Origin of the sequence: Demequina sp. (assembly GCF_024642165.1) — a bacterium.
GTDB lineage: Bacteria > Actinomycetota > Actinomycetes > Actinomycetales > Demequinaceae > Demequina.
Genome location: NZ_JAHEBP010000030.1, coordinates 1 through 22,056, shown reverse-complemented (window position 1 = coordinate 22,056; position 22,056 = coordinate 1). Strand labels below are relative to the sequence as shown.

Sequence of the window (22,056 nt, the reverse complement as noted above, 5' to 3'; positions counted from 1 at the left end):
CGCCGGTAGGATTGCGGCGTCATCGCAGGCTCACAGAGGACACCATGACCGACGCCCCCGCATCGTCCACCCACCTCGACACCGTCGAGCACGCCGCCGTCACGCCCGACGAGGCGCAGCCCTGGGGCGAGCTGGGCCTCAAGGCCGGCGAGTACCAGCGCATCCGCGAGCTGCTGGGTCGCAGGCCCACCAACGCGGAGCTGGCGATGTACTCGGTGATGTGGTCCGAGCACTGCAGTTACAAGTCCTCGAAGGTGCACCTCAAGCAGTTCGGCGAGAAGACCACGGAGGAGATGCGCGAGCGCCTCATGGTGGGGATCGGCGAGAACGCCGGCGTGGTCGACATCGGGGACGGCTGGGCCGTGACCTTCAAGGTCGAGTCGCACAACCACCCCTCCTATGTCGAGCCCTACCAGGGTGCGGCGACCGGCGTGGGCGGCATCGTCCGCGACATCCTCGCGATGGGCGCGCGCCCGGTGGCCGTCATGGACGAGCTGCGGTTCGGCGCGATCGACCATCCCGACACCGGCCGTGTGGTCCACGGGGTCGTGTCCGGCGTGGGCGGCTACGGCAACTCGTTGGGCCTGCCGAACGTGGGTGGCGGCGCCCGCTTCGACTCCTGCTACCAGGGCAATCCGCTGGTCAACGCGCTGTGTGTGGGAGCGATGAAGCACGAGGACATCCACCTCGCCTCCGCCGAGGGCGTGGGCAACAAGGTGGTGCTGTTCGGCGCCCGCACCGGCGGTGACGGCATCGGCGGCGCGAGCATCCTCGCCTCGGAGACCTTCGAGGACGGCGTCCCCGCCAAGCGCCCGAGCGTGCAGGTGGGCGACCCCTTCATGGAGAAGGTGCTCATCGAGTGCTGCCTCGAGCTGTTCGCCGCGGACGTGGTGCAGGGCATCCAGGACCTGGGCGCCGCGGGCATCTCCTGCGCCACGAGCGAGCTCGCCTCCAACGGCTCCGGCGGCATGCACGTCTGGCTCGACGACGTGCTGCTGCGCGATCCCACGCTCAACGCCGGCGAGATCCTGATGTCGGAGTCGCAGGAGCGGATGATGGCCGTGGTGACGCCGGAGAAGCTCGACGCGTTCATGGCCATCACCGGCAAGTGGGACATCGAGAGCTCCGTGGTGGGTGAGGTCAACGACTCGGGCCGCCTCACCATCGACCACCACGGCGAGCGCATCGTGGACGTCGACCCTCGCACCGTCGCGCACGACGGCCCCGTGTACGAGCGCCCGTTCCACCGCCCCGCCTGGATGGACGGGCTCCAGGCGGACGGCGCGTCGTTCCCGCTGCCCACGACCGGCGACGAGCTGCGCGACGCGTTCCTCGCGCTGCTCGGCAGCCCCAACATGTCCTCCCGCTCCTGGATCACGAGTCAGTACGATCGCTATGTCCAGGGGAACACGGCCGCGGCCCGCCCCGACGCCGCCGGCGTGATCCGCATCGACGAGGCCACCGGCCGCGGCGTCGCCATCGCCACGCGCTCGAACGACCGCTTCACCAAGCTCGACCCGTACGAGGGCGCCCGCCAGTCCGTCGCCGCCGCCTACCGCGGCGTCGCCATCACGGGCGCGACCCCCACGGCGGTCACCGACGGCCTCAACTTCGGCTCGCCCGAGGACCCCGACTCCATGTGGCAGTTCGCGGAGGCCATCCGCGGCCTCGCGGACGCGTGCCAGCAGCTCGGCGTGCCCGTCACCGGCGGCAACGTCAGCCTCTACAACGGCACCGGCGAGCCCGGCCGCATCGACAGTTCGATCAATCCCACGGCGATCGTGGGCATCCTGGGTCTCCTCGACGACGTGTCACGCGCCACGCCCTCGGGCTGGCGCGAGGAGGGGCAGCTGCTGTTCCTCGTGGGCGAGACCCGCGCGGAGCTCGACGGCTCCCAGCTTGCGGAGCTCCACAGCCACCTGGGCGGCCTGCCGCCGAAGGTCGACATGGATCGCGAGCGCGAGCTCGCGGAGATCCTGGTCGCGTGCTCGCGCGACGGCCTGGTCGACGCCGCCCGCGACGTCTCCGAGGGCGGCCTGGCGGCCGCGGCCGCGTACGGCGCGCTGCGCTACGGCGTGGGCGCCCGCATCGTCCTCGACGAGGTGTGCGAGGCCTCCGGACTCACGCCGGCCCAGGCGTTCTTCAGCGAGTCCCAAGGGCGCGCGCTGCTCGCCGTGCCGCGCACCGAGGAGCCGCGCCTGACCGCGATGCTCGAGGCGCGCGGCGTGCCGTTCGCCCGCGTGGGGGTCACCGGCGGGCACGAGCTCGACGTCCAGGGCCAGTTCGAGCTGGGACTCGACGAGCTCACCCAGGCGTGGGAGGCGCCGCTGCCGGCGCGCTTCGCGTGACTCAACGGGCACCGCGATGACGGCGCGGCGACGGATCGCTGGCGCGGCCGGCCGTGCCGCACTCGCGGCCTGGCGGGCCGGCGACGCCGATCGCCCCGCCACCGCCACCGCCGTCCGCTACACCCTCGAGGAGCTCGCAGCCGTGGCGCCGGGGCGGTCGCTCGAGGTGCGGGTGCCGCCCTTCGGCGCGGTGCAATGCATCGAGGGCTCGGTGCACCGGCGCGGCACCCCGCCCGCCGTGGTCGAGGTGAGCGCGGACACCTGGCTGGGCCTCGTCACCGGTGCGCTGCGGTGGGACGATGCGGTGGCCGCCGGGGACGTCGACGCGTCGGGGGAGAGGTCGGACCTGTCGGCGCTGCTGCCGCTCCCGTTCGGGTGACCCGCCGGCCGCCCGACGGCCCGTCCGCCGTCCGGCCGCGCCCGCCCGGGCGGCGCCTGCATCGTCCACCCGTGCGGCGAGCAACGCCTACACTTGTCGCGTGAGCGACGCCCCCGAGCACGAGACCACCAGCGCTGCCCCCGAGGCGCCCCCGGTGCCTGAGGATCTCGCGAGCGTCGCGTCCCCGGCCCACGTGCGCCGGGCGCCTCGCTTCGGCAGCTTCATCGGCACCGGCGTGGGCGCCGGAATCGTGGTCGCGATGATCCTGGCGATCGTGCTGCCCAACTCGACCGGCACCGGCAGGTTCCTGGTCTTCGTGCTCCTGGCGCTCGGCTTCGGCCTGGTCGGGGCCCTCGTGGGCGGCGCACTCGCCACCGGCCTCGACCGCACCCGGAGCGCCCGATGACGGCACGGCGTCCCGACGGCACGCCCCTCACGCCGCGTCGCGGCGGAGACGGCCGCCTGGGCCACGAGCTCATGCCGGGTGAAAAGGCGCCGCAGGACGCGTGCGGCGTGTTCGGCGTGTACGCGCCGGGCGAGGAGGTCGCCAAGCTCTCCTACTTCGGCCTGTACGCGCTGCAGCACCGGGGCCAGGAGTCCGCCGGCATCGCGACGTCGAACGGCGACAGCATCCTGGTCTTCAAGGACATGGGACTGGTGTCGCAGGTGTTCGACGAGGGCGCCCTCGAGGCGCTCCAGGGCCACATCGCCGTGGGCCACACGCGCTACTCCACCACCGGCGCCTCCGTGTGGGCGAACGCGCAGCCCACGCTGGGCCCCACCGCGCACGGGACCGTCGCGCTCGGTCACAACGGCAACCTCACCAACGTCCCCGAGCTGCTCGACCTGCTGGTCGAGCGCGAGGGCATCGCCAAGCGGCTGGACCTCAAGGGCGGCAAGTGCACGGACACGGCGATCGTGACCGCGCTCCTGGGCGCCACCGGGTTCGACAGCCTCGAGCAGGTGGCGCTCGACCTGCTCCCTCAGCTGCGTGGCGCGTTCTCGTTCGTGTTCATGGACGAGCAGAAGCTCTACGCCGCGCGCGACCCGCAGGGCATCCGCCCGCTGGTGCTGGGTGAGCTCCCGAGCGGTGGCTGGGTGGTCGCCTCCGAGACCGCGGCCCTGGACATCGTGGGCGCGCGCCAGGAGCGCGAGATCGAGCCCGGCGAGCTGCTGGTCATCGACGAGACGGGCGTGTACTCGCAGCGCTTCGCCGAGGCGGACCCGAAGGGCTGCATCTTCGAATACGTCTACCTGGCGCGGCCCGACACCACCATCGCGGGCCGCTCGGTGCAGGCCGCTCGCCTCGAGATGGGCCGCGCGCTGGCGCGCGAGCACCCCGTCGACGCGGACCTGGTGATCCCGACTCCGGAGTCGGGCACGCCCGCCGCGGTGGGCTACGCGCAGGAGTCCGGGATCCCGTTCGCCCAGGGGCTCGTGAAGAACTCCTACGTGGGCCGCACCTTCATCCAGCCGTCGCAGACGCTGCGCCAGCTGGGCATCCGGCTCAAGCTCAACCCGCTGCGCGACGTCATCGCCGGCAAGCGGCTGGTGGTGGTGGACGACAGCATCGTGCGCGGGAACACGCAGCGCGCGATCGTCGCCATGCTGCGGGAGGCGGGGGCGGCGGAGGTGCACGTGCGCATCTCCTCGCCGCCGGTGCAGTGGCCCTGCTTCTATGGCATCGACTTCCCCACGCGCGACGAGCTCGCGGCGGTGGGTCACTCGGTCGAGGACGTGCGCGCGCAGCTGGGTGCGGACTCGCTGGGCCACATCTCGCTGGCCGGCATGCTCGCCGCGACCGAGCAGGCCGAGTCGCGGCTGTGCACGGCGTGCTTCACAGGCACCTACCCGGTTGCGCCTCCGGTGGACGCGCGGCACCTGCTGCTGTCCCAGCCGGTGGAGGTGGCGCCGTGACCGCGGAGGCGTCCGAGGGCATCACCTACGCCTCGGCCGGCGTCGACACTCACGCCGGCGACCGCGCGGTCGAGCTCATGAAGGACGCCGTGGCGCGCACGCACGGCCCGGAGGTGCTGGGCGGCGTGGGCGCGTTCGCGGGGCTGTTCGACGCCTCGGCGCTCAAGGAGTACGACCGCCCGCTGCTCGCATCCTCCACGGACGGCGTGGGCACCAAGATCGTCATCGCTCGCCGGCTGGGCATCCACGACACCATCGGCCAGGATCTGGTCGCGATGGTGGTGGACGACATCGTGGTGTGCGGGGCGAAGCCGCTGGTGATGACGGACTACATCGCGTGCGGCCGCGTGGTCCCCGAGCGGATCGCGGACATCGTGCGCGGCATCGCGGTGGGCTGTGAGATGGCCGGCACGGCCCTGGTGGGCGGCGAGACGGCCGAGCACCCGGGCGTCATGGAGCCGGACGACTACGACGTCGCGGGCGCCGCGATCGGCGTGGTCGAGGCCTCCGCCCTGCTGGGGCCCGATCGGGTCCGCGCGGGAGACGTGGTGGTCGCCCTCGCATCGTCCGGCCTGCACAGCAACGGCTACTCGCTGGTGCGCCGCGTGGTGGCCCATGCCGGTTGGTCCCTCGACACCCACCTGGACGAGCTAGGCCGCACCGTGGGCGAGGAGCTGCTCGAGCCCACGCGCATCTACGCCAAGCTCTGCGTCTCGCTGGCCGCCGCGGTGCCGGGCCTGCATGCGCTGTCGCACGTGACCGGCGGCGGCCTCGCGGCCAACGTGGCCCGCGTGGTGCCGCGCGGGCTCGCGGCCACGGTCGACCGGGCCGCGTGGGACCTGCCGGCCGTGTTCCCGCTGGTGCAGGCCGCGGGCTCCGTGCCGTGGAACGATCTCGAGGCCACGCTCAACCTGGGCGTGGGCATGGTGGCGCTGGTGGCACCGGACGATGCGGACGCCCTGATCGCGCAGTCCGCGGCCGCCGGAGTTCCCGCCTGGGTCCTGGGCGCCGTGGTCGAGGACGACGGCCGGATGGCAGGCGGGGACGTGGTCCGCGGCGCCAAGGGCGTCGACGGGGGAGCGGTCTACCTCAGCGGGGCATACCGGGCGTAACGCCGGGATGTCGGCGGACCGCTCGAGAGCGTCCCGCCGCGCGCGGCGACGAGGATCTCAGTCCTCGTCTTCGGCCCAGCGGTCGTAGTACTCGTCGGAGTCGTCGGACGATGAGGCCTTCGCGGAGGTTGCCGCGCCGGCGGCAGCGGCCGCCTCCTCACGCGCCACCAGCTCGCGCTCGAGCTCACGGATATCGCTCCCGTGGTTCGTGTACTTGAGCTGGCGAGCGATCTTCGCGTCCTTCGCCTTCTGACGGCCTCGCCCCATGTCGCCGTGCCTTCCGCTCTCGCGCGCCTCGCTTGTTGGGCGCCGCGTGGTGTTACCTGCCGTGAAGTTTACAACGCGCGTCCGGCCGCCCGCGACTCCCCTGGTTCCGCGAGGAGCGAAGCGGGGAGGGGTATGGGCGAGGAGGACCTAGGTCCGCGTCGCGACACGCCCAAATGTGACATAAATCGCATATACGTGAAAACGCCGCGCCTCCCCTCCATACTCGAAAGCGTTGGGCGTCTCACCCGGCATCGAGGCCTTCCCCGAGGCGCATTAACAGAGGACTGAGGGATACACATCATGACTGAGACCATTCAGGAGCCCGAGAAGCTGCTCACGCCGTCCGAGGTGGCAGCGATCTTCCGTGTCGACCCCAAGACCGTGACCCGCTGGGCCAAGGTGGGCAAGCTGAGCTCGATCCGCACGCTCGGCGGGCACCGCCGCTTCCGTGAGGCCGAGGTCCGCGAGCTGCTCGCCGCGGCCCAAGAGGGCCGCTGACCGTTCGCACCTGGGCGCCCTCGGCGCCGCGGTGATCTCCGTCGTGACCACCTGAGACGCGACGATGCGCCCCGGGGGCGCCACCGGAGCGTCGCCTGGCCCTGGTTGGCTGTCCGGCGTCCGGCGTAGCCTGCTCCCATGATCGAGCCCCCGCTGGTCGCGGCGTCGTACGACACCCCCTTCGGCACCCTCCGCGTGCTCCTCACCCCCGAGGACGGGACGGTGCGCTCCTCGGGCTTTCGGCCCCTGCGTGACTCCGTGGCCGCCCTGCCCGCCGGCCTGCAGGCGCGCGGCTGGGTCGAGGGCGACCAGCCGGACGTCGCCGCCGCCATCGGCGCGTGGCTGGACGGCGACGGCGACGCGATCACCGCGATACCCGCCGCGCAGGAGGGCGGGCCCTTCTTCCAGGAGTTGTGGGCTCAGCTGCGCACGGTGCCGTCGGGCACGTCGGTCTCGTATCAGGAGCTCGCGGAGATGGCGGGCCGGCCCCGCGCCATGCGCGCCGCCGGGACGGCGTGTGCGCGTAACAACCTCGCGCCGTTCGTCCCGTGCCACCGGGTGGTGAAGTCGGGAGGGCGGCTCGGCAGCTACGGCTATGGCGGCGAGTCCATGAAGGCCGGCATGCTGGTGCTCGAGGGCGAGCGCCCCGCGAGGACCGGCGGGTGACCGCGGCGCCGTTGCGGGCCTGGCTCCCGGCGTTCCTGCTCACTGCCGTCTCGTGGGGCTCGAGCTTCCTCTTCATCTCGTTGGCGCTGCGCGGGCTGACTCCGGCGCAGGTGGGCTTCGGCCGCGTCCTGGTGGGCGCCGTGGTGCTCGGGGTCATCCTGCTGGTCACCCGCCGGCGCCCGCGGCTCACCCGGCGTGACGTGGGCGCGATCGCCGTGATCGCGGTGGGCATGTCGACGGTGCCGTTCGTGCTCATCCCCCTCGCGCAGCAGCACGTCACGTCGATCCTCGCGAGCCTCCTCAACGCCACCGTGCCGTTGTGGACCGCGCTGTTCGTGGCGATCCTGATCCCCCAGGAGCGTGCCACGCGTGCCCAGGTCGTGGGCCTGGTGCTGGGAGCCGCGGGCATCGCGGTGCTCCTGGGCGCGTGGAACGTCAGCGAGCTGCCGCTGCTGGGCGCGGCCTTCATGCTGGGCGCGACCGCCTTCTATGGCATCGGCTCCACGCTGTCGCGGATGCTTCTGGCGCGCGTGAAGGAGGGTCCGACCGGGCTGTCCGCGGTGCAGATCGCCTTGTCCGCGGTGATGCTGCTCCCGTTCGCCATGCTGGGTCCGGCGCCGCAGGCGGGGACCCTGACGTGGTCGTCGGAGGTGCTCTGGGGCGTGCTCGGCCTGGGCGTGTTGGGCACCAGCTTCACGTACGTGCTGTTCTGGCGCGTGGTGAAGCTCGCGGGCGCGACCACCGCCGCATCGGTCACCTACGTGGTGCCCATCGTCGCGACCACCCTGGGCATCCTGGTGCTCCACGAGGAGATGCGGTGGCACGAGCCGGTGGGCGCGGTGGTGGTGCTCGCCGGAGTCTGGCTGGCGCAGCGGACCGGCAGGCCGCGACCGGGCGCGTCGGCGAGCGCGGTGCCGGTGACTGCCGCGGACTGAGCGGCGCCGGGCGGGCGCGCCGTCAGTCGACGAAGGGCAGCGCTTCCTTGATGTTCGTGATCGCGCGCTCCGGCTTGAGGTCCTTGTTCTTCTTGACCTTGTAGGCGCCCCACAGGCCCAGGATGAGCACCCAGAACAGGATCGCGCCGGCGACGATCAGCGCGGCGAGCCACGGCTCGAAGACCTCGGCGAGGCCCAGCACCGCGGCGGCCAGCAGCACCAGCAGCATGAAGTACCCGAGGATCGATGCCACCGCCAGCATCGCGGCGCCCTTGGCGAGCTCGACACCCTTGTGCTTGAGCTCGAGCTTGGCGACTTCCCACTCGTGCCTCACCACTTCGATGAATCGGCCGATGATGCCGCCGATCATGGCGTTGAAGAAGTAGCGTCCGAAATTCTCGGGCATGCGGCACCTCCCGGTGAATATCCCCTAGTCAACCGTCTATCGGCGCGCGGGCGCAAATGCGTGAGCCCGTTTGGCCCGGTCGAGGGGGACGATGCGCCGGCTTGTTGCCGTCGTCGGCGTGAGATCCGCCGCCACGCCACGCGCGCAGCTCGTCGCCGAAGCCGACACCGCCCTCGATCTTTGGCTCGCACCGCTGCGCGCGCTCCTCCACAAGCGCGGTGACCGGCGGCGGGCCGGCTCCGGCACGGCATCGCGGGCGGCGTCACGTGGTCGTAGCCGGGCCCACCGGGTCGTTCTCGGACGCGACTCCGGGCCTGAGTCGGTCGAATTGCTCGAGCAGAACCAGGAGGCCCAGTCCGCCGACCACGAGGCCAATCTCACCGAGCGCAGCAGTCTCGATGAGCGCGATCCCCAGCGCGAGAAGCAGCCCGACGGTGGTCCGCGCAATGAGAATGCGGTGGGTGGCGCGCCACCAGGCAAGATCGGTGCCACCCAGGTACAGCACGATGCCTACCGCAAGCGCAAGCCGCACGACCGTAGGCAACGGTTCGTCGGGATGGAGGACCATCTCCTCGATGCCCGCTGCCACCGCGATCACCCCGGCAAGCAGCACGAAGTGCAGCAGGCTGTAGGCGTCCCGGGCCAGCCGCGACTGGGCGCTTCCGGTCGCGATGGTGAGTTGGTGCTCCATTCCGGGTTGCCACCAGCCGAAATAGAGCCACCACATCAGGCAGGTGACCGTGACCGCGCCCAGGGCGACCCCCAACAGCAACGCTGACGAATCCGTGCTCAGCACACTCTGTCCGGCCACGATCAGCGACTCGCCAAGGGCGATGATGACGAACAGCCCATGCCGCTCGGCGAAGTGGCCCGGGCGCAGGTCCCATCCCTCGTTGTTGCCGGAACGCCCCGCAGCAACGACGTCGAGGATGACGGCGGCCAACCAGATCCAGGCACGCACGGGCGAGTCGAAGAAGCCACCGACGAGCGCCACCGCGATCGGTAGGGACGAACGCATGGCGAAAGCTCGGACGGCCGCGAGTTGGCTCGGCGCTCCGGACGCGGCGACCAGGTAGATGGCGAGACCCAGGACCCGCACGAGGACATAGGTGGCTGCGAACCACCCTCCCGTCTCAGCGAAGGCGCCAGGCACATTGACCGCCATCAGGAATCCGGCGGCAGTGGCCAGGAGCGTCACGGAGCGGACCATGCCGTGGGTGGTGTCAGCGGGGTTGAGCGCCCAAGTGAATTGGGTCCAGGCCCACCAGATCATCCAGAACACCAGAAGAGCCTCGCTCGCACCTCCCCAGGTCAGGTCCTCGACCACCACCTTCGTGACTTGAGTGATGGCGAACACGAAGACCAGATCGAAGAAGAGTTCGACGAAGGTCACGGGTTGATCGTCGGGCGCACGAAGTCGCGTTCGGGTGTTGGCCCGAGCGCGCCTCGCGTTCCGCGACATGAGCGACAGTCTGCCTCAGCGTTCCGCCGCGTGCCACCGTGCCCGAGTGGACGCCGAGCAATGCTGGCGGGCGGTCCCCCGGAAGTGGATGGTGATCCCCGCGGACGGCGCCCGGCTGTTCGACACCATCGTGGGCATCCGCGCGAGCGCCGGCTGACGTCCCCGGGGAACCAGCAAGCCCCCGAAGGCCGGCCTTCGGGGGCTTCTCACGTGGTGGCTCCGACGGGCGTCGATCCCGTGACCTCACGATTTTCAGTCGTGCGCTCTACCAACTGAGCTACAGAGCCTCGCGGGGGAAGGACCCCCACTGAGACGAAAGCCCCTTCATCGAAGGGGCGATCGCTCCGCGACCCTGACGGGACTTGAACCCGCGACCTCCGCCGTGACAGGGCGGCGCGCTAACCAACTGCGCTACAGGGCCTTGAAACTCGCTTCCGCGAGCAAGACTTATGAAGTGTAGACCATGCCGGCCCCCACCTCGTACCCCCAACGGGATTCGAACCCGTGCTACCGCCGTGAAAGGGCGGCGTCCTAGGCCGCTAGACGATGAGGGCTCATCCACCCCCGGCGAACCGGGCAATGAGGACCTTCGAAAGAATAGAGGCTGGCGGGACGAAAATCCAATCCTCGGGCGCCCTCCGGCGGGGGGACGATGCGCTCCCAGGCGGGCGCCCGCATCGTCCCGTGGCGGCGGCATGGGACCATCGGGACATGGTGCGGATGACCCGGGAGGAGTTCGAGGCGGCGGTCGACGACGCGCTGGACTCGATCCCCGACCGGCTGCTCGACATGATCGACAACTGCGTGATCCTCATCGAGGACGAGCCGGACGGCGAGGACAAGGAGCTGCTGGGCCTGTACGACGGCGTCGCGCTCACGGATCGCGGCGACCTGTGGGGCGGCGACCTTCCGGACCGGATCTTCATCTACGTGGGCCCCACCCTGCGGATGTGCGCGGACGCCGAGGAGGTGCGCGACGAGGTCGCGATCACGGTGGTCCACGAGATCGCGCACCACTTCGGGATCGACGACGACCGCCTGCACGAGCTCGGCTGGGACTGACCCGCTCGCGGCCCGGCGCGCGGGCCTCTACGGGCTTAGCCTGGAGGTCGAGGGGCGACCGTAGGGAGCGCGCCATGGGACATCTCGAGCTCAGCGACTTCGGGCCGGTTCCCGCGGGCTGGAGGTGGGGCGCCGCCACGGCCGCGCACCAGATCGAGGGCGGCAACACCAACAACGACTGGTGGGACTTCGAGCACACGCCCGGCAGCGGCACGCGGGAGTCCAGCGGCGACGCGTGCGACTCCTGGCATCGCTGGTTCGAGGACCTCGAGCTGATCCGCGGGATGGGACTCGACGCCTACCGCTTCAGCCTCGAGTGGAGCCGGATCGAGCCCGCCGAGGGCGAGTTCTCGATCGCGGCCCTCGAGCACTACCGCCAGATCCTGCTGGCCGCGCGGGAGATGGGTCTGTCCACCGCGGTCACGTTTCACCACTTCACCACGCCGCGATGGATGGCGGCGCGGGGCGGATGGGCGAACCCGGAGGTGGTCGATCGCTTCGCACGCTACGTCGACATCGCGGCACAGCACCTGGGCGACCGGATCGACCTGGCCGCCACCATCAACGAGCCCAACGTGGTGGCGCTCGCCGGCTACCTGGGCGGCATCTTCCCGCCGGGGCGGGCGGGCGACATGGACGGTTTCCGCGCGGCATCGGCGCATTTCCGGGCGGCCCACGAGGCGGCGCGCGAGGCGCTGCGGCGCGCGCCGGGCGACTTCCCCATCGGCCTCACGCTCGCGTTGCCCGACACCGTGATGCACGAGGACGGCACGCTCGAGGGCGACGGGGCGCGCGTCCACGACCTCGGGCCGGACGGGCCCCGCGGGGAGATGGGGTGGCTGGCCGCCGGCCAGTACCTCGAGACGGCGAGGGACGACGACTACGTCGGGATCCAGACGTACTTCACCGAGCACGTGGGTCCGGACGGGCAGGTGATCGCGGTGCCGGCGGGCGGCCGCGTCACGCAGATGGGCTGGCCCTTCACGCCGGATGCCCTGGGGCACTCGGTGCGGCTCGCGCACAGGGTCGCCGGGGTCCCCGTGATCGTCACCGAGAACGGGGTGGCCACCGAGGACGATGCCGAGCGCGTCGAGTACTACTCGACGTCCTTGCGCTCGCTGCGGGAGGCGATGGATGACGGCGTGGACGTTCGCGGCTTCTTCGCGTGGAGCCTGCTGGATAACTTCGAGTGGGCGATGGGCTTCGAGCCGGCCTTCGGGCTCGTCGCCGTCGACCCGGTCTCCTTCGCACGCACTCCCAAGCCGTCGGCGGAGTGGTTCGGCCGGCTCGTCGCGCGCAGCCGCGCTACGGCGGGCTGACCCCACCGGCGCATCGTCCCGGCGCATCGTCCCCGCGCGGGATTTACCGGAGCGGTTCCCACCCCTGCCGCTCGAGGTCGAACACCAGCTTGCCCAGCACGGCCTGCGCCTCGGCGTCGGATTCGCACACCTCGTAGCCCACGTGCCCGGGGACGCCGGGGTGCGCGGTGTCCGAGGTGGTGATCACGATGGTCCCGCCGTCGTCCTCGAGGCTGAAGGTGCGCACCTGGGTGCCGAGCGTGAGCGCGAAGGGTTCCATCTCTTCAGCCTAGGTCCCGCCGGTGCTCGCGCCCCTCCGGCTCTGGCACTCCGCACGGAGTTGCGGACGACACGCCGCGAGACGCGCGCAAAATGACCCGACACGCCGAGCAGTTCGGCTCAACTCCGTGCGCAGTGTCAGGTGGGTGGGGGAGGGGTTCAGCCCTTCGGGTGGGCCGCCCACGCGCTGTCGACCATCTGGGTCACGTCGTGGCGGTTCGCCCAACCCAGGTCGCGGGCCGCGAGCGCGCCCTGCGCCACGATGATCGCGGGGTCTCCGGCGCGGCGCGGCCCCTCGATGGGCGCCTTGTCGGTGCCCGTCGCCGCGACGATGGCGTCGACGATCTGCCGCACCGAGGTGCCGGCCCCGGAGCCGAGGTTGTAGACCGCCTCCAGCGGCTCGCCCGCGTCCAGGCGCTGGGCCGCGACCACGTGGGCAGCGGCCAGGTCGGAGACGTGGACGTAGTCGCGGATGCAGGTGCCGTCCGGCGTGGCGTAGTCGGTGCCGTTGACCTGGGGCGCCTTGCCCGCCTGGATCGCGGTGAAGACCTTGGGGAACAGGTTGTGCGGCGAGGCGTCGTAGATGTCGGCGTGGCCCGATCCCACCACGTTGAAGTAGCGCAGGCTGGTGGCGCGCAGCGGCGAGCCCGCGATCGCGGTGGCGCGCTCCTGGTCGCGGATCAGCCACTCGCCGATGAGCTTCGACTCGCCGTACGGCGACTCCGGCCGGGTGGGGGTCGACTCCGTCACCACGTCCGTGGGCGGGGTCCCGTAGACGCCCGCGGAGGACGAGAACACCAGCCGCGTCACGCCGGCGCGGTCCATGGCCTCGAGCAGGCAGCCGGTGCCCTCGACGTTCTGGCGGAAGGTGTGGACGGGGAACTTCACCGACTCGCCCGCGTACTTGTAGCCCGCGCAATGGATCACGCCCACGACCCCGTGCTGGGTGAGCGCCGCGGCGACCGCGTCGGTGTCGAGAATCGAGGCCTCCACGAACGGCACGCCCTCGGGGACGAACGCGGCGATGCCGCTCGAGAGGTCGTCGAGCACCACCGGCGCGATGCCGGCGTCGGTGAGCGAGCGGACCACATGGGCGCCGATGTAGCCGGCGCCTCCGGTGACGAGCCAGGACATGGGTCTCCTTCTAGAGGTCGCGGTGGGCGCCGTCGGACGGGCTGACGACGAAGACGATGGGGGCGGTGAGCTCGGCCGCGGCGAACGCCGCCTGGATGGCCCCGCCCACCTCCTCGGCGCGGTCCGCGTCGAGGAGCGCGATGGCGGCGCCGCCGAAGCCGCCGCCGGTCATGCGGGCCCCGATCGCGCCGTTGGCGAGAGCGGTCTCCACGGCGAGGTCCAGCTCGGGCACGGAGATCTCGAAGTCATCGCGCATCGAGGCGTGGGAGGCGACCAGCAGGTCTCCGATCGCTCGGGGCCCGTCCGCCGCGACCACCTGGGCGGTGCGGGCGACGCGCGCGTTCTCCGTGATCACGTGCCTGACCCGGCGGAACGTTTCGTCGTCGAGCACCTCGGCCGCACGCGGCAGGTCCGCCTCGTCGAGGTCCCGCAGCGAGCCGACCCCCATGAGCTGGGCCCCCAGCTCGCAGGAGCGGCGGCGCGCGCCATAGCCGCCCGTCGCGTGCTCGTGGTGGACGCGGGTGTCGATGACCAGGAGCTCCAGGTGTTCGTCGGCGAAGTGCAGCGGCACCGGCTCGGCCGTCTCGGCGCGGACGTCGATCAGCACCCCGTGTCCCGCCTTGCCCATGAGCGAGGCCGTCTGGTCCATGTTCCCCGTGGGGGCGCCCACCGCGCCGTTCTCTGCGAGCTGGCAGATGGTGATGAGGTCCCGGCGGCTGAGGCCCAGCTCCCACTCGTCGTTGACGGCGCTGGCGACGGCGCACTCGATCGCGGCGCTCGAGGACAGGCCGGCGCCGAGCGGCACGTCCGAGGCGAGCATGACGTCGAAGCCCGTGCGGCCAGCGAGGTCCACGCCGCGCTGCTCCATCGCCCACAGGACGCCGAACACATAGGCGGACCAGCCGTCGAAGTCCTCGGGGTTGAGAGAGTCGAGCGAGGCCTGCGCCGGCTCCGGCATGGCGCCGGAGTGGACCGTCAGCAGGCGGTCCTCGCGGCGCCCGACGGCCGCCCAGGTGCGGCGCTCGATCGCGAACGGGAACACCAGGCCGTCGTTGTAGTCCGTGTGCTCGCCGATGAGGTTGACCCGACCCGGGGCGGACCACACGCCGTCGGGCCGGCGCCCGTACCGATCCGCGAACGCATCGGCGGTGGACTCGGGCGAGGGGATGTCGATCACGGTGCCTCCTGCAGGTTTCTGTCCCCATGCTCCCACGGCGACGTCGGGCCGGCTGGGCCGCGCATTCGCGTCCTTGATCGCACCCGATGTTATCGTCAACATGATAGCCGAGATGGGGGCATCCGGCCATGTGGGGACGATGCGCGGCACCCGGCCGCCCCCGGCGTCGCCCGCGGCGCGGGCGGGCCCGGAAGCGGACGCCGGCGGTGCATCGTCCCGCCTCGCCGTCGGATACGCTGACGGCGTCGATCGAGGTGCGGAGGCGCAAGTGAGCAAGGCGGCCCGGAACCCCAGCATGCATGACGTGGCGGCGCGCGCCGGCGTCTCGCATCAGACGGTGTCCCGCGTGCTCAACGACTTCCCGGGAATCCGCCCGGAGACGCGGGAGCGCGTGATCGAGGCCATCCGCGACCTGGGGTACCGCCGCAACATGGCGGCCCGCGCGCTCGCCACCGGGCGCTCCGAGGTGATCGGCGTGATCATGCCGGAGGTTCCCCACTTCGGGCCCACCAGCACGCTCTACGCGATCGAGCACGCCGCGAAACGGGCCGGCTTCAAGCCGCTCATCACCACCGCGTCGTGGGACGCGGACTCGATGGGCGAGGCCCTGGACTTCCTGCTGGGCCGCTCCGTGGACGCGTTGGTGGTGATGGCGCAGCACCCGGACGTGCTCGACGCCGTCGATGCGATCACCGACGTGCCGATCCTGTTCGTGCTCACGGGCAACTCGCACGGCGATCGCTCGGTGGCCGTGGACCAGGTGCGTGGCACCCGGCTGGTGCTCGACCATCTGTACGAGCTGGGCCATCGCCGCTTCCAGCACGTCACCGGGCTGACGGGACTGACCGAGGCCGGCCTGCGACGCGACACGTTCGTCTCCTTCCTCGACGAGCACGGGCTCGACCACCTGCCGATCCTCGAGGGCGACTGGAGCGCGGACGCCGGGTACCGCGCCGGGCTCCAGGTGGCGGACGGCGTGACGGCGCTGTTCTGCGCGAACGACCCGATGGCGATGGGCGCCATCCACGCGCTCGAGGAGCGCGGGCTCGACGTCCCGGGCGACGTCTCCGTGGCCGGCTTCGACGACGTCCCCGAGGCCGCGTACACGCATCCGGGGCTCACCACCGTGCACCAGGACTTCACCGAGGTCGGGCTGCGGGCGGTCGCGTTGTTGCTGGCGCAGATCAACCACGAGCCGGTGGGACCGGTCGAGCCCGTCGAGCCGTGGCTGATCGTGCGCGATTCGACCGGGCCGGCGCCGGCCTGAGGCTCCCCTGGGGGCCGCTCGACCGGGCGCGCCCGGAGCGTCGCTGGGCTAGCGTGGAGAGGACGGCGCGATGCGGCCTCGTCACGGGGCCGCTGACCCGTCGCCGCGGGACCAACGACCCGTCGTCGAGGTGGGTGGGCCTGTATGTTAACGTTAAAACCCTGATCGGAACGACGCGGCAAAGGGGCCACCATGGTTCAACCTCGGGCGGGTGACCGCCGGGACGGCGCCTCCCCGCGCCCGTGCCTCGTGACCGATTCGACGGGGAGCGCGAGCTCTCGCAGCACCTCAACCGCCGCGGCGCGATGGGCGCGATTCGGCGGCCCGCGCACTACACAGAAGGAGGCCCTCTCGTGATCACGTTCACCACCGAGCAGGTCCAGGCGATCCGGCGCAGCCGGGAGAAGGTCGCCCGGCTGCATGCGGAACTGACCCGCTACAACCTGGTGGCCTGGACCGCCGGGAACGTCTCCGAGCGCGTGCCCGGGACCCAGCACTTCGTCATCAAGCCGTCGGGCGTCGACTACGACGACCTGACGCCGGACAACATGATCCTCTGCGACCTCGACGGCACCGTGATCCCCGGCTCGTCGGGCTCGGATCGCAGCCCGTCCAGCGATACGGCGGCGCACGCCTATGTGTACCGCGCGATGCCGCACGTGGGCGGCGTGGTCCACACGCACTCGACCTACGCCACGGCGTGGGCGGCGCGGCGCGAGCCGATCCCGTGCGTCATCACCGGCATGGCGGACGAGTTCGGCGGCGAGATCCCCGTGGGCCCCTTCGCGATCATCGGCGACGAGTCGATCGGACGCGGCATCGTCGCCACCCTCGAGGGCCACCGCTCGCGCGCCGTGCTGATGGCCAACCACGGCGTGTTCACCATCGGCAAGGACGCCCGCGACGCGGTCAAGGCCGCCGTGATGTGCGAGGACGTCGCCCGCACCGTGCACATCGCCCGCCAGGGCGGCGAGCTCGTCCCCATCGAGCAGCGGCACATCGACTCGCTTTTCGACCGCTACCAGAACGTCTACGGACAGGCGCCGCAAGGAGGCATGGCATGACCAGCATCGTCCCGAATCTCGCCGACTTCGAGGTGTGGTTCCTCACCGGGAGCCAGACCCTCTACGGTGACGAGGTCCTCAAGCAGGTGGCGGACCAGTCCTCCGCGGTGGTCGACACCCTGCAGGCCTCGGACGACATCCCGGTCACCGTGGTGTGGAAGCCCGTGGTGAAGAACCGCGACGAGATCCTCGACACGATCATGGCCGCCAACGCGGACCCCAAGGTCATCGGCGTCATCACGTGGATGCACACCTTCTCGCCGGCGAAGATGTGGATCGCCGGGCTCAACGCGCTCCAGAAGCCGCTTCTCCACCTCGCCACCCAGGCGAACCGCGAGCTCCCCTGGGGCACCATCGACTTCGATTTCATGAACCTCAACCAGGCCGCGCACGGCGACCGCGAGTACGGGTACATCGAGACCCGCCTGGGCATCCCTCGCACCACCGTCGTGGGCCACGCCTCGACGCCGGCGGTGTCGGAGCGCATCGGCGTCTGGTCCCGTGCCGCCGCCGGCCGCGCCGCCGCGAAGAGCCTCAAGGTCGCGCGGTTCGGCGACAACATGCGGTTCGTCGCGGTCACCGAGGGCGACAAGACCGAGGCCGAGGTCAAGCTGGGCGCGCAGATCAACACGTGGGGCATCAACGAGCTGGTCGAGCGCGTGGACGCGGTCACGGACTCCGAGGTCGACGCGCTGGTCGCGGAGTACCTCGAGACCTACGAGGTCCAGGACGTGCTGCTGCCCGGCGGCGCGCGCCACCAGTCGCTTCGCGACGCGGCCGCCATCGAGGCGGGGCTGCGTGCCTTCCTGGTCGACGGCGGCTTTCAGGCCTTCACCGACTCCTTCGAGGACCTGGGCGGGCTCAAGCAGCTGCCGGGCCTCGCCGTGCAGCGCCTCATGGCGGACGGTTACGGATTCGGCGCCGAGGGCGACTGGAAGACGGCCATCCTGGTGCACCTGTGCGCCGTGATGGGCTCCGGGCTGCCCGGCGGCGCGTCGCTGATGGAGGACTACACGTACCACCTGGTGCCCGGCGAGGAGCTGTCGCTCGGGGCGCACATGCTCGAGGTCAACCCGGCGCTGTCCTCGGCCAAGGCGCGCCTCGAGGTGCACCCCCTCGGGATCGGCGGCAAGGAGGACCCGGTGCGCCTGGTCTTCACCGCCGATGCGGGCCCCGCCGTGGTGGTGGCGCTGTCCGACATGCGCGACCGCTTTCGGCTGGTTGCCAACGTGGTGGACAACGTGGACCTGCCCGAGCCGATGCCGGCGTTGCCGGTGGGCCACGCCGTGTGGAAGCCGCGTCCGGACTTCACCACGGCCGTCGGGGCATGGCTTCAGACCGGCGGCGCGCACCACACCGCGATGTCCACGCAGGTCGGCATCGACGTGGTCAAGGACTTCGCGCGGATGGTCGAGATCGAGCTGCTCGTCATCGATGAGGACACCACCATCGAGGGGTTCGAGAAGCAGATCCGATGGAACGCCGCGTACTACTCCATGGGTGGGCGCTGAACCCGCGGGCGCTCAAGCGAACCTCATGCTCGACCAGGCCCGGCGGCGACCCCTCTCCAGGGGCGCCGCCGGGCCTCGTTGCGCGGCCGGGAGCGACGTTCACGGGCCCCGAGGGCTCGCCCAGGTCACGGCGCGCGCCTCTCAGACGCCTGTGACCGCTCCCAGCATCTGCGAGAAATGCCTGGTAGACATATTTAATTCAAGGTATGCGGGTGTTGTGACCACATCGTGACGCGTCGCGTTTGACTCGCCGTGTGAACGCAAACACACTATGGAGCACAGGGCTCGTAAGGACGCGGGCCTGTATCTCGAGGAGGAGATATGAAGTACAGGAAGTTCCTCGCCGCGGGCGCCGGAGCGGCTCTCGCCTTCACCCTCGCGGCCTGCTCAGGCGGCGGCGCGGGCGACACCGACAGCTCCGCGGAGCCCACGGGCGACGGCGGCGCGATGACCGAGGGCGGCACCATCGGTGTGGCGATGCCCACCCAGACCTCGGAGCGGTGGATCGCCGACGGCGACGCCGTGAAGACCGGCCTCGAGGAGGCAGGCTTCGAGGTGGACCTTCAGTTCGCCGCCGACGACATCCCCACCCAGTCGCAGCAGATCGACAACATGATCACCAACGGCGTCAAGGCCCTGATCATCGCGGCGATCGACGGCACCGCGCTGTCCGGCCAGCTCCAGGCTGCCGCGGACGCGGGCATCCCCGTCATCTCGTACGACCGCCTGATCCGTGACTCGGCGAACGTCGACTTCTACGTGACGTTCGACAACTACGAGGTTGGCGTGCAGCAGGCCACCTCGCTGCTCGTGGGCCTGGGCGTTCTCAACGCCGATGGTTCCGAGGGTGACGCCGCGGGTCCGTTCAACGTCGAGCTGTTCGCTGGTTCGCTGGACGACAACAACGCGCACTTCTTCTACAGCGGCGCGATGGACACGCTCCAGCCGTACATCGACTCCGGGGTGCTCGTGGTCCCGTCCGGTCAGATGGACATCGAGCAGGTCGCCACGCTCCGTTGGCAGCAGGAGACGGCGCAGAAGCGCATGGAGGACCTCCTCACCGCCAACTACGTGGGCTCCGACAAGAAGGTGGACGGCGTGCTGTCGCCCTACGACGGTCTGTCGCGCGGCATCATCACCGCCCTGCAGAACAACGGCTACTCGGGCACCACGGCCGATGGCTTCCCGATCGTCTCCGGTCAGGACGCTGAGATCGCATCCGTGAAGCTGATCGCCGACGGGATCCAGTTCTCGACGATCTTCAAGGACACCCGCAAGCTGGCGGCCCAGGCCGTCACCGCTGCATCGGCGTACCTGAACGGCGAGGAGCCCGAGGCGAACGACACCGAGACCTACGACAACGGCGTGAAGGTTGTGCCGTCGTACCTGCTCGAGTCGGACATCGTCTACGCGGACAACATCCAGTCGCTCCTGGTGGACTCGGGATACTGGACCGAAGAGGAAGTTGCATCGGGCGTCGCGTCCTGATCCAACGGTGGTGCCGGCCCCCTCGCGGGGGTCGGCACCACCATCCCTCTCTCCATCCCCCTCTCTCACACCACGGAGGTGAGACCCATGCCGAAGCACATCCTTGAGATGCGGAAGATCACCAAGACCTTCCCGGGAGTCAAGGCACTATCCGACGTCGAGCTCAGCGTGATCGACGGCGAGATCCACGGCATCTGCGGCGAGAACGGCGCAGGCAAGTCAACGCTGATGAAGGTGCTCTCGGGCGTCTACCCGTTCGGCACCTACGAGGGCGACATCGTCTTCGACGACGAGGTGCAGAAGTTCCACTCCATCCCGGACTCCGAGGCCAAGGGCATCGTGATCATCCACCAGGAGCTGGCGCTGATCCCGTACCTGTCGGTGGCCGAGAACATCTTCCTAGGCAACGAACGCCGCGGTAGGGGCGGCATGATCGACTGGAACGAGACCAACCAGCAGGCCAGGAAGCTCCTGGACCGGGTGGGCCTCGACGAGAACCCCATGACGCCAGTGATGCAGCTGGGCGTCGGCAAGCAGCAGCTCATCGAGATCGCGAAGGCGCTGTCCAAGGACGTGCGGCTCCTCATCCTCGACGAGCCCACCTCGGCGCTCAACGACGACGACTCCGAGCACCTGCTCGGCCTGCTCCGCACGCTCAAGGAAGAGCAGGGCATCACGTCGATCATGATCTCGCACAAGCTCAACGAGATCGCCGAGATCTGCGACCGCACCACGATCATCCGTGACGGCCACACCATCGAGACCATCGACATCGACGCCGGCACGGGCATCCAGGACCGCATCATCCGCGGCATGGTCGGCCGCGACATCACCAACCGCTATCCCAAGCGCGATCACGTGGTGGGCGAAGAGATCTTCCGCGTCGAGGACTGGACCGTCCACCACCCGACCCAACCGGGCCGCATCGTGGTCGACAACGCCTCCTTCAACGTCCGCAAGGGCGAGGTCGTCGGCATCGCCGGCGTCATGGGGGCGGGGCGTACGGAGCTGGCGATGAGCCTGTTCGGACGCGCCTACGGCCGGGACATCACCGGGCGCATGTACATGCGTGGTGAGGAGATCGAGACCCACGACGTCGCGGCCGCGATCAAGCACGGCCTGGCCTATGCGACCGAGGACCGGAAGCGGTATGGCCTCAACCTCATCGACGATGTGCGTCACAACATCTCCGCTGCGGCCCTGTTCAAGCTGGCGAAGCGTGGCTGGGTGAACCAGAACAAGGAGATCAAGGTCGCGGAGGAGTACCGCGGCTCGATGAACATCAAGACCCCGACCGTCATGCAGACGGTGGGCAACCTCTCCGGCGGCAACCAGCAGAAGGTGGTGCTGTCGAAGTGGATCTACTCGGACGCTGAGGTCCTCATCCTCGACGAACCGACCCGCGGCATCGACGTGGGCGCCAAGTACGAGATCTACACGATCGTGAATCGTCTGGTCGCCGCCGGCAAGGCCGTCGTCATCATCTCGTCCGAGCTTCCCGAGCTGCTCGGCACGTGCGATCGCATCTACACCCTGGCGTTTGGCGTCGTGACCGGCGAGATGTCGGTCGCGGATGCCACGCAGGAGAAGCTCATGACCCTGATGACTCAGGAGAAGGCGAGTACCACCACCATGGACAAGGAGGTCCGGGCATGACCGGCACCGCTAGCATCCGGGAGCTGTTGACCCGGAACCTGCGGACGAGCGGCATCTACATCGCGTTCGTCGCGATCATCGCCCTGTTCGCGATCCTCACGGGAGGAACGCTGCTCAGCCCGGGCAACGT

Annotated in this window: 21 protein-coding genes, 3 tRNA genes and 1 pseudogene; 16 read left to right on the top strand and 9 right to left on the bottom strand. The window is 70.4% G+C overall.

From position 1 onward, the window contains the following. Window positions 1–44 precede the first annotated feature (44 nt). The 5 genes from purL (at window position 45) to purM (ending at window position 5,756) form a co-directional block, all read left to right on the top strand. Entirely contained in the window at window positions 45–2,348 is a 2,304-nt protein-coding gene (gene purL / locus Q0L54_RS04570; protein ID WP_296665803.1) for a phosphoribosylformylglycinamidine synthase subunit PurL, read from the top strand. Between the two features lie 16 nt (window positions 2,349–2,364). After that, window positions 2,365–2,727 carry a sterol carrier family protein gene (locus Q0L54_RS04565; RefSeq protein WP_296665802.1) on the top strand — a complete coding sequence of 121 codons (363 nt, stop codon included), beginning with the start codon at window positions 2,365–2,367 and terminating at the stop codon, window positions 2,725–2,727. Window positions 2,728–2,827: 100 nt separating this feature from the next. Beyond that, the gene (locus tag Q0L54_RS04560; protein ID WP_296665800.1) at window positions 2,828–3,133 is read left to right on the top strand and encodes a hypothetical protein; all 306 of its coding nucleotides are present in this window, start codon (window positions 2,828–2,830) and stop codon (window positions 3,131–3,133) included. Next, the gene (gene purF / locus Q0L54_RS04555) at window positions 3,130–4,644 is read left to right on the top strand and encodes an amidophosphoribosyltransferase (protein ID WP_296665798.1); all 1,515 of its coding nucleotides are present in this window, start codon (window positions 3,130–3,132) and stop codon (window positions 4,642–4,644) included. Before Q0L54_RS04560 ends, purF begins: the two co-directional genes overlap by 4 nt. Beyond that, window positions 4,641–5,756, top strand: coding sequence for a phosphoribosylformylglycinamidine cyclo-ligase (purM, locus tag Q0L54_RS04550; protein ID WP_296665797.1), 1,116 nt, complete (start codon window positions 4,641–4,643; stop codon window positions 5,754–5,756). Before purF ends, purM begins: the two co-directional genes overlap by 4 nt. A gap of 57 nt (window positions 5,757–5,813) precedes the next feature. Here purM and Q0L54_RS04545 read toward each other — a convergent pair whose 3' ends face one another. After that, a complete protein-coding gene (locus Q0L54_RS04545) occupies window positions 5,814–6,023 on the bottom strand; it encodes a DUF3073 family protein (protein ID WP_296665795.1) in 210 nt (69 codons plus the stop codon). 300 nt (window positions 6,024–6,323) lie between these two features. On the opposite strand from Q0L54_RS04545, the gene Q0L54_RS04540 reads away from it, so the two are divergent. From Q0L54_RS04540 to Q0L54_RS04530, 3 genes are all read left to right on the top strand, one after another. Then, complete coding sequence (locus Q0L54_RS04540) at window positions 6,324–6,521, top strand: BldC family transcriptional regulator (RefSeq protein WP_296665794.1); 198 nt, start codon at window positions 6,324–6,326, stop codon at window positions 6,519–6,521. A 138-nt stretch (window positions 6,522–6,659) separates the two neighbouring features. Next, window positions 6,660–7,187, top strand: a complete 528-nt coding sequence (locus Q0L54_RS04535) for a methylated-DNA--[protein]-cysteine S-methyltransferase (RefSeq protein ID WP_296665793.1) — start codon at window positions 6,660–6,662, stop codon at window positions 7,185–7,187. Next, window positions 7,184–8,122, top strand: a complete 939-nt coding sequence (locus tag Q0L54_RS04530; protein WP_296665790.1) for a DMT family transporter — start codon at window positions 7,184–7,186, stop codon at window positions 8,120–8,122. The genes Q0L54_RS04535 and Q0L54_RS04530 overlap by 4 nt, the downstream gene beginning before the upstream one ends. 22 nt (window positions 8,123–8,144) lie before the next feature. Here the strand turns inward: Q0L54_RS04530 and Q0L54_RS04525 are convergent, their stop codons facing one another. From Q0L54_RS04525 to Q0L54_RS04505, 5 genes are all read right to left on the bottom strand, one after another. Then, window positions 8,145–8,528: a phage holin family protein gene (locus tag Q0L54_RS04525; RefSeq protein ID WP_296665788.1), complete on the bottom strand. Its 384-nt coding sequence runs from the start codon at window positions 8,526–8,528 to the stop codon at window positions 8,145–8,147. A 262-nt stretch (window positions 8,529–8,790) separates the two neighbouring features. Next, the gene (locus Q0L54_RS04520) at window positions 8,791–9,921 is read right to left on the bottom strand and encodes a low temperature requirement protein A (RefSeq protein ID WP_296665786.1); all 1,131 of its coding nucleotides are present in this window, start codon (window positions 9,919–9,921) and stop codon (window positions 8,791–8,793) included. A gap of 280 nt (window positions 9,922–10,201) precedes the next feature. Further along, window positions 10,202–10,277: transfer RNA gene (locus Q0L54_RS04515), tRNA-Phe, on the bottom strand. A gap of 60 nt (window positions 10,278–10,337) precedes the next feature. After that, window positions 10,338–10,411 (bottom strand) — tRNA-Asp (locus Q0L54_RS04510). A 60-nt stretch (window positions 10,412–10,471) separates the two neighbouring features. Further along, a tRNA-Glu gene (locus Q0L54_RS04505) sits at window positions 10,472–10,544 on the bottom strand. Window positions 10,545–10,701: 157 nt separating this feature from the next. Between Q0L54_RS04505 and Q0L54_RS04500 the strand changes: the two genes are divergently transcribed. Together Q0L54_RS04500 and Q0L54_RS04495 are read left to right on the top strand one after the other, a co-directional pair. Next, entirely contained in the window at window positions 10,702–11,052 is a 351-nt protein-coding gene (locus tag Q0L54_RS04500) for a metallopeptidase family protein (RefSeq protein WP_296665784.1), read from the top strand. Window positions 11,053–11,126: 74 nt separating this feature from the next. Further along, complete coding sequence (locus Q0L54_RS04495; protein WP_296665783.1) at window positions 11,127–12,371, top strand: family 1 glycosylhydrolase; 1,245 nt, start codon at window positions 11,127–11,129, stop codon at window positions 12,369–12,371. Window positions 12,372–12,414: 43 nt separating this feature from the next. Here Q0L54_RS04495 and Q0L54_RS04490 read toward each other — a convergent pair whose 3' ends face one another. From Q0L54_RS04490 to galK, 3 genes are all read right to left on the bottom strand, one after another. Then, window positions 12,415–12,630, bottom strand: a complete 216-nt coding sequence (locus Q0L54_RS04490) for a hypothetical protein (RefSeq protein ID WP_296665781.1) — start codon at window positions 12,628–12,630, stop codon at window positions 12,415–12,417. A gap of 158 nt (window positions 12,631–12,788) precedes the next feature. Continuing rightward, entirely contained in the window at window positions 12,789–13,763 is a 975-nt protein-coding gene (gene galE, locus Q0L54_RS04485; protein ID WP_296665779.1) for a UDP-glucose 4-epimerase GalE, read from the bottom strand. Between the two features lie 10 nt (window positions 13,764–13,773). After that, entirely contained in the window at window positions 13,774–14,937 is a 1,164-nt protein-coding gene (gene galK, locus Q0L54_RS04480) for a galactokinase (protein WP_296665805.1), read from the bottom strand. Between the two features lie 298 nt (window positions 14,938–15,235). Between galK and Q0L54_RS04475 the strand changes: the two genes are divergently transcribed. The 6 genes and pseudogenes from Q0L54_RS04475 to Q0L54_RS04450 form a co-directional block, all read left to right on the top strand. Beyond that, window positions 15,236–16,207 carry a LacI family DNA-binding transcriptional regulator gene (locus Q0L54_RS04475; RefSeq protein WP_296665804.1) on the top strand — a complete coding sequence of 324 codons (972 nt, stop codon included), beginning with the start codon at window positions 15,236–15,238 and terminating at the stop codon, window positions 16,205–16,207. Between the two features lie 353 nt (window positions 16,208–16,560). Further along, window positions 16,561–17,271 carry an L-ribulose-5-phosphate 4-epimerase gene (locus Q0L54_RS04470; RefSeq protein ID WP_296665778.1) on the top strand — a complete coding sequence of 237 codons (711 nt, stop codon included), beginning with the start codon at window positions 16,561–16,563 and terminating at the stop codon, window positions 17,269–17,271. Beyond that, entirely contained in the window at window positions 17,268–18,782 is a 1,515-nt protein-coding gene (gene araA, locus Q0L54_RS04465) for an L-arabinose isomerase (protein WP_296665777.1), read from the top strand. The genes Q0L54_RS04470 and araA overlap by 4 nt, the downstream gene beginning before the upstream one ends. Window positions 18,783–19,103: 321 nt before the next feature. After that, window positions 19,104–20,270, top strand: coding sequence for a multiple monosaccharide ABC transporter substrate-binding protein (gene chvE, locus Q0L54_RS04460; protein ID WP_296665776.1), 1,167 nt, complete (start codon window positions 19,104–19,106; stop codon window positions 20,268–20,270). A gap of 87 nt (window positions 20,271–20,357) precedes the next feature. Continuing rightward, the gene (gene mmsA, locus Q0L54_RS04455) at window positions 20,358–21,926 is read left to right on the top strand and encodes a multiple monosaccharide ABC transporter ATP-binding protein (protein WP_296665774.1); all 1,569 of its coding nucleotides are present in this window, start codon (window positions 20,358–20,360) and stop codon (window positions 21,924–21,926) included. Next, window positions 21,923–22,056 (top strand): annotated as a pseudogene (locus tag Q0L54_RS04450) (sugar ABC transporter permease); the annotation flags it as partial. The gene mmsA and the pseudogene Q0L54_RS04450, both read left to right, overlap by 4 nt.

Bases quoted from the DNA above. Each gene is read 5' to 3' on its own strand.
- Q0L54_RS04535 (WP_296665793.1), top strand. From the start codon at position 6,660: ATGATCGAGCCCCCGCTGGTCGCGGCGTCGTACGACACCCCCTTCGGC.
- Q0L54_RS04490 (WP_296665781.1), bottom strand. From the start codon at position 12,630: ATGGAACCCTTCGCGCTCACGCTCGGCACCCAGGTGCGCACCTTCAGC.
- Q0L54_RS04525 (WP_296665788.1), bottom strand. From the start codon at position 8,528: ATGCCCGAGAATTTCGGACGCTACTTCTTCAACGCCATGATCGGCGGC.
- galE (WP_296665779.1), bottom strand. From the start codon at position 13,763: ATGTCCTGGCTCGTCACCGGAGGCGCCGGCTACATCGGCGCCCATGTG.
- Q0L54_RS04545 (WP_296665795.1), bottom strand. From the start codon at position 6,023: ATGGGGCGAGGCCGTCAGAAGGCGAAGGACGCGAAGATCGCTCGCCAG.
- chvE (WP_296665776.1), top strand. From the start codon at position 19,104: ATGAAGTACAGGAAGTTCCTCGCCGCGGGCGCCGGAGCGGCTCTCGCC.
- purL (WP_296665803.1), top strand. From the start codon at position 45: ATGACCGACGCCCCCGCATCGTCCACCCACCTCGACACCGTCGAGCAC.
- Q0L54_RS04475 (WP_296665804.1), top strand. From the start codon at position 15,236: ATGCATGACGTGGCGGCGCGCGCCGGCGTCTCGCATCAGACGGTGTCC.
- araA (WP_296665777.1), top strand. From the start codon at position 17,268: ATGACCAGCATCGTCCCGAATCTCGCCGACTTCGAGGTGTGGTTCCTC.
- Q0L54_RS04495 (WP_296665783.1), top strand. From the start codon at position 11,127: ATGGGACATCTCGAGCTCAGCGACTTCGGGCCGGTTCCCGCGGGCTGG.
- Q0L54_RS04540 (WP_296665794.1), top strand. From the start codon at position 6,324: ATGACTGAGACCATTCAGGAGCCCGAGAAGCTGCTCACGCCGTCCGAG.
- purF (WP_296665798.1), top strand. From the start codon at position 3,130: ATGACGGCACGGCGTCCCGACGGCACGCCCCTCACGCCGCGTCGCGGC.
- Q0L54_RS04500 (WP_296665784.1), top strand. From the start codon at position 10,702: ATGGTGCGGATGACCCGGGAGGAGTTCGAGGCGGCGGTCGACGACGCG.
- Q0L54_RS04565 (WP_296665802.1), top strand. From the start codon at position 2,365: ATGACGGCGCGGCGACGGATCGCTGGCGCGGCCGGCCGTGCCGCACTC.
- mmsA (WP_296665774.1), top strand. From the start codon at position 20,358: ATGCCGAAGCACATCCTTGAGATGCGGAAGATCACCAAGACCTTCCCG.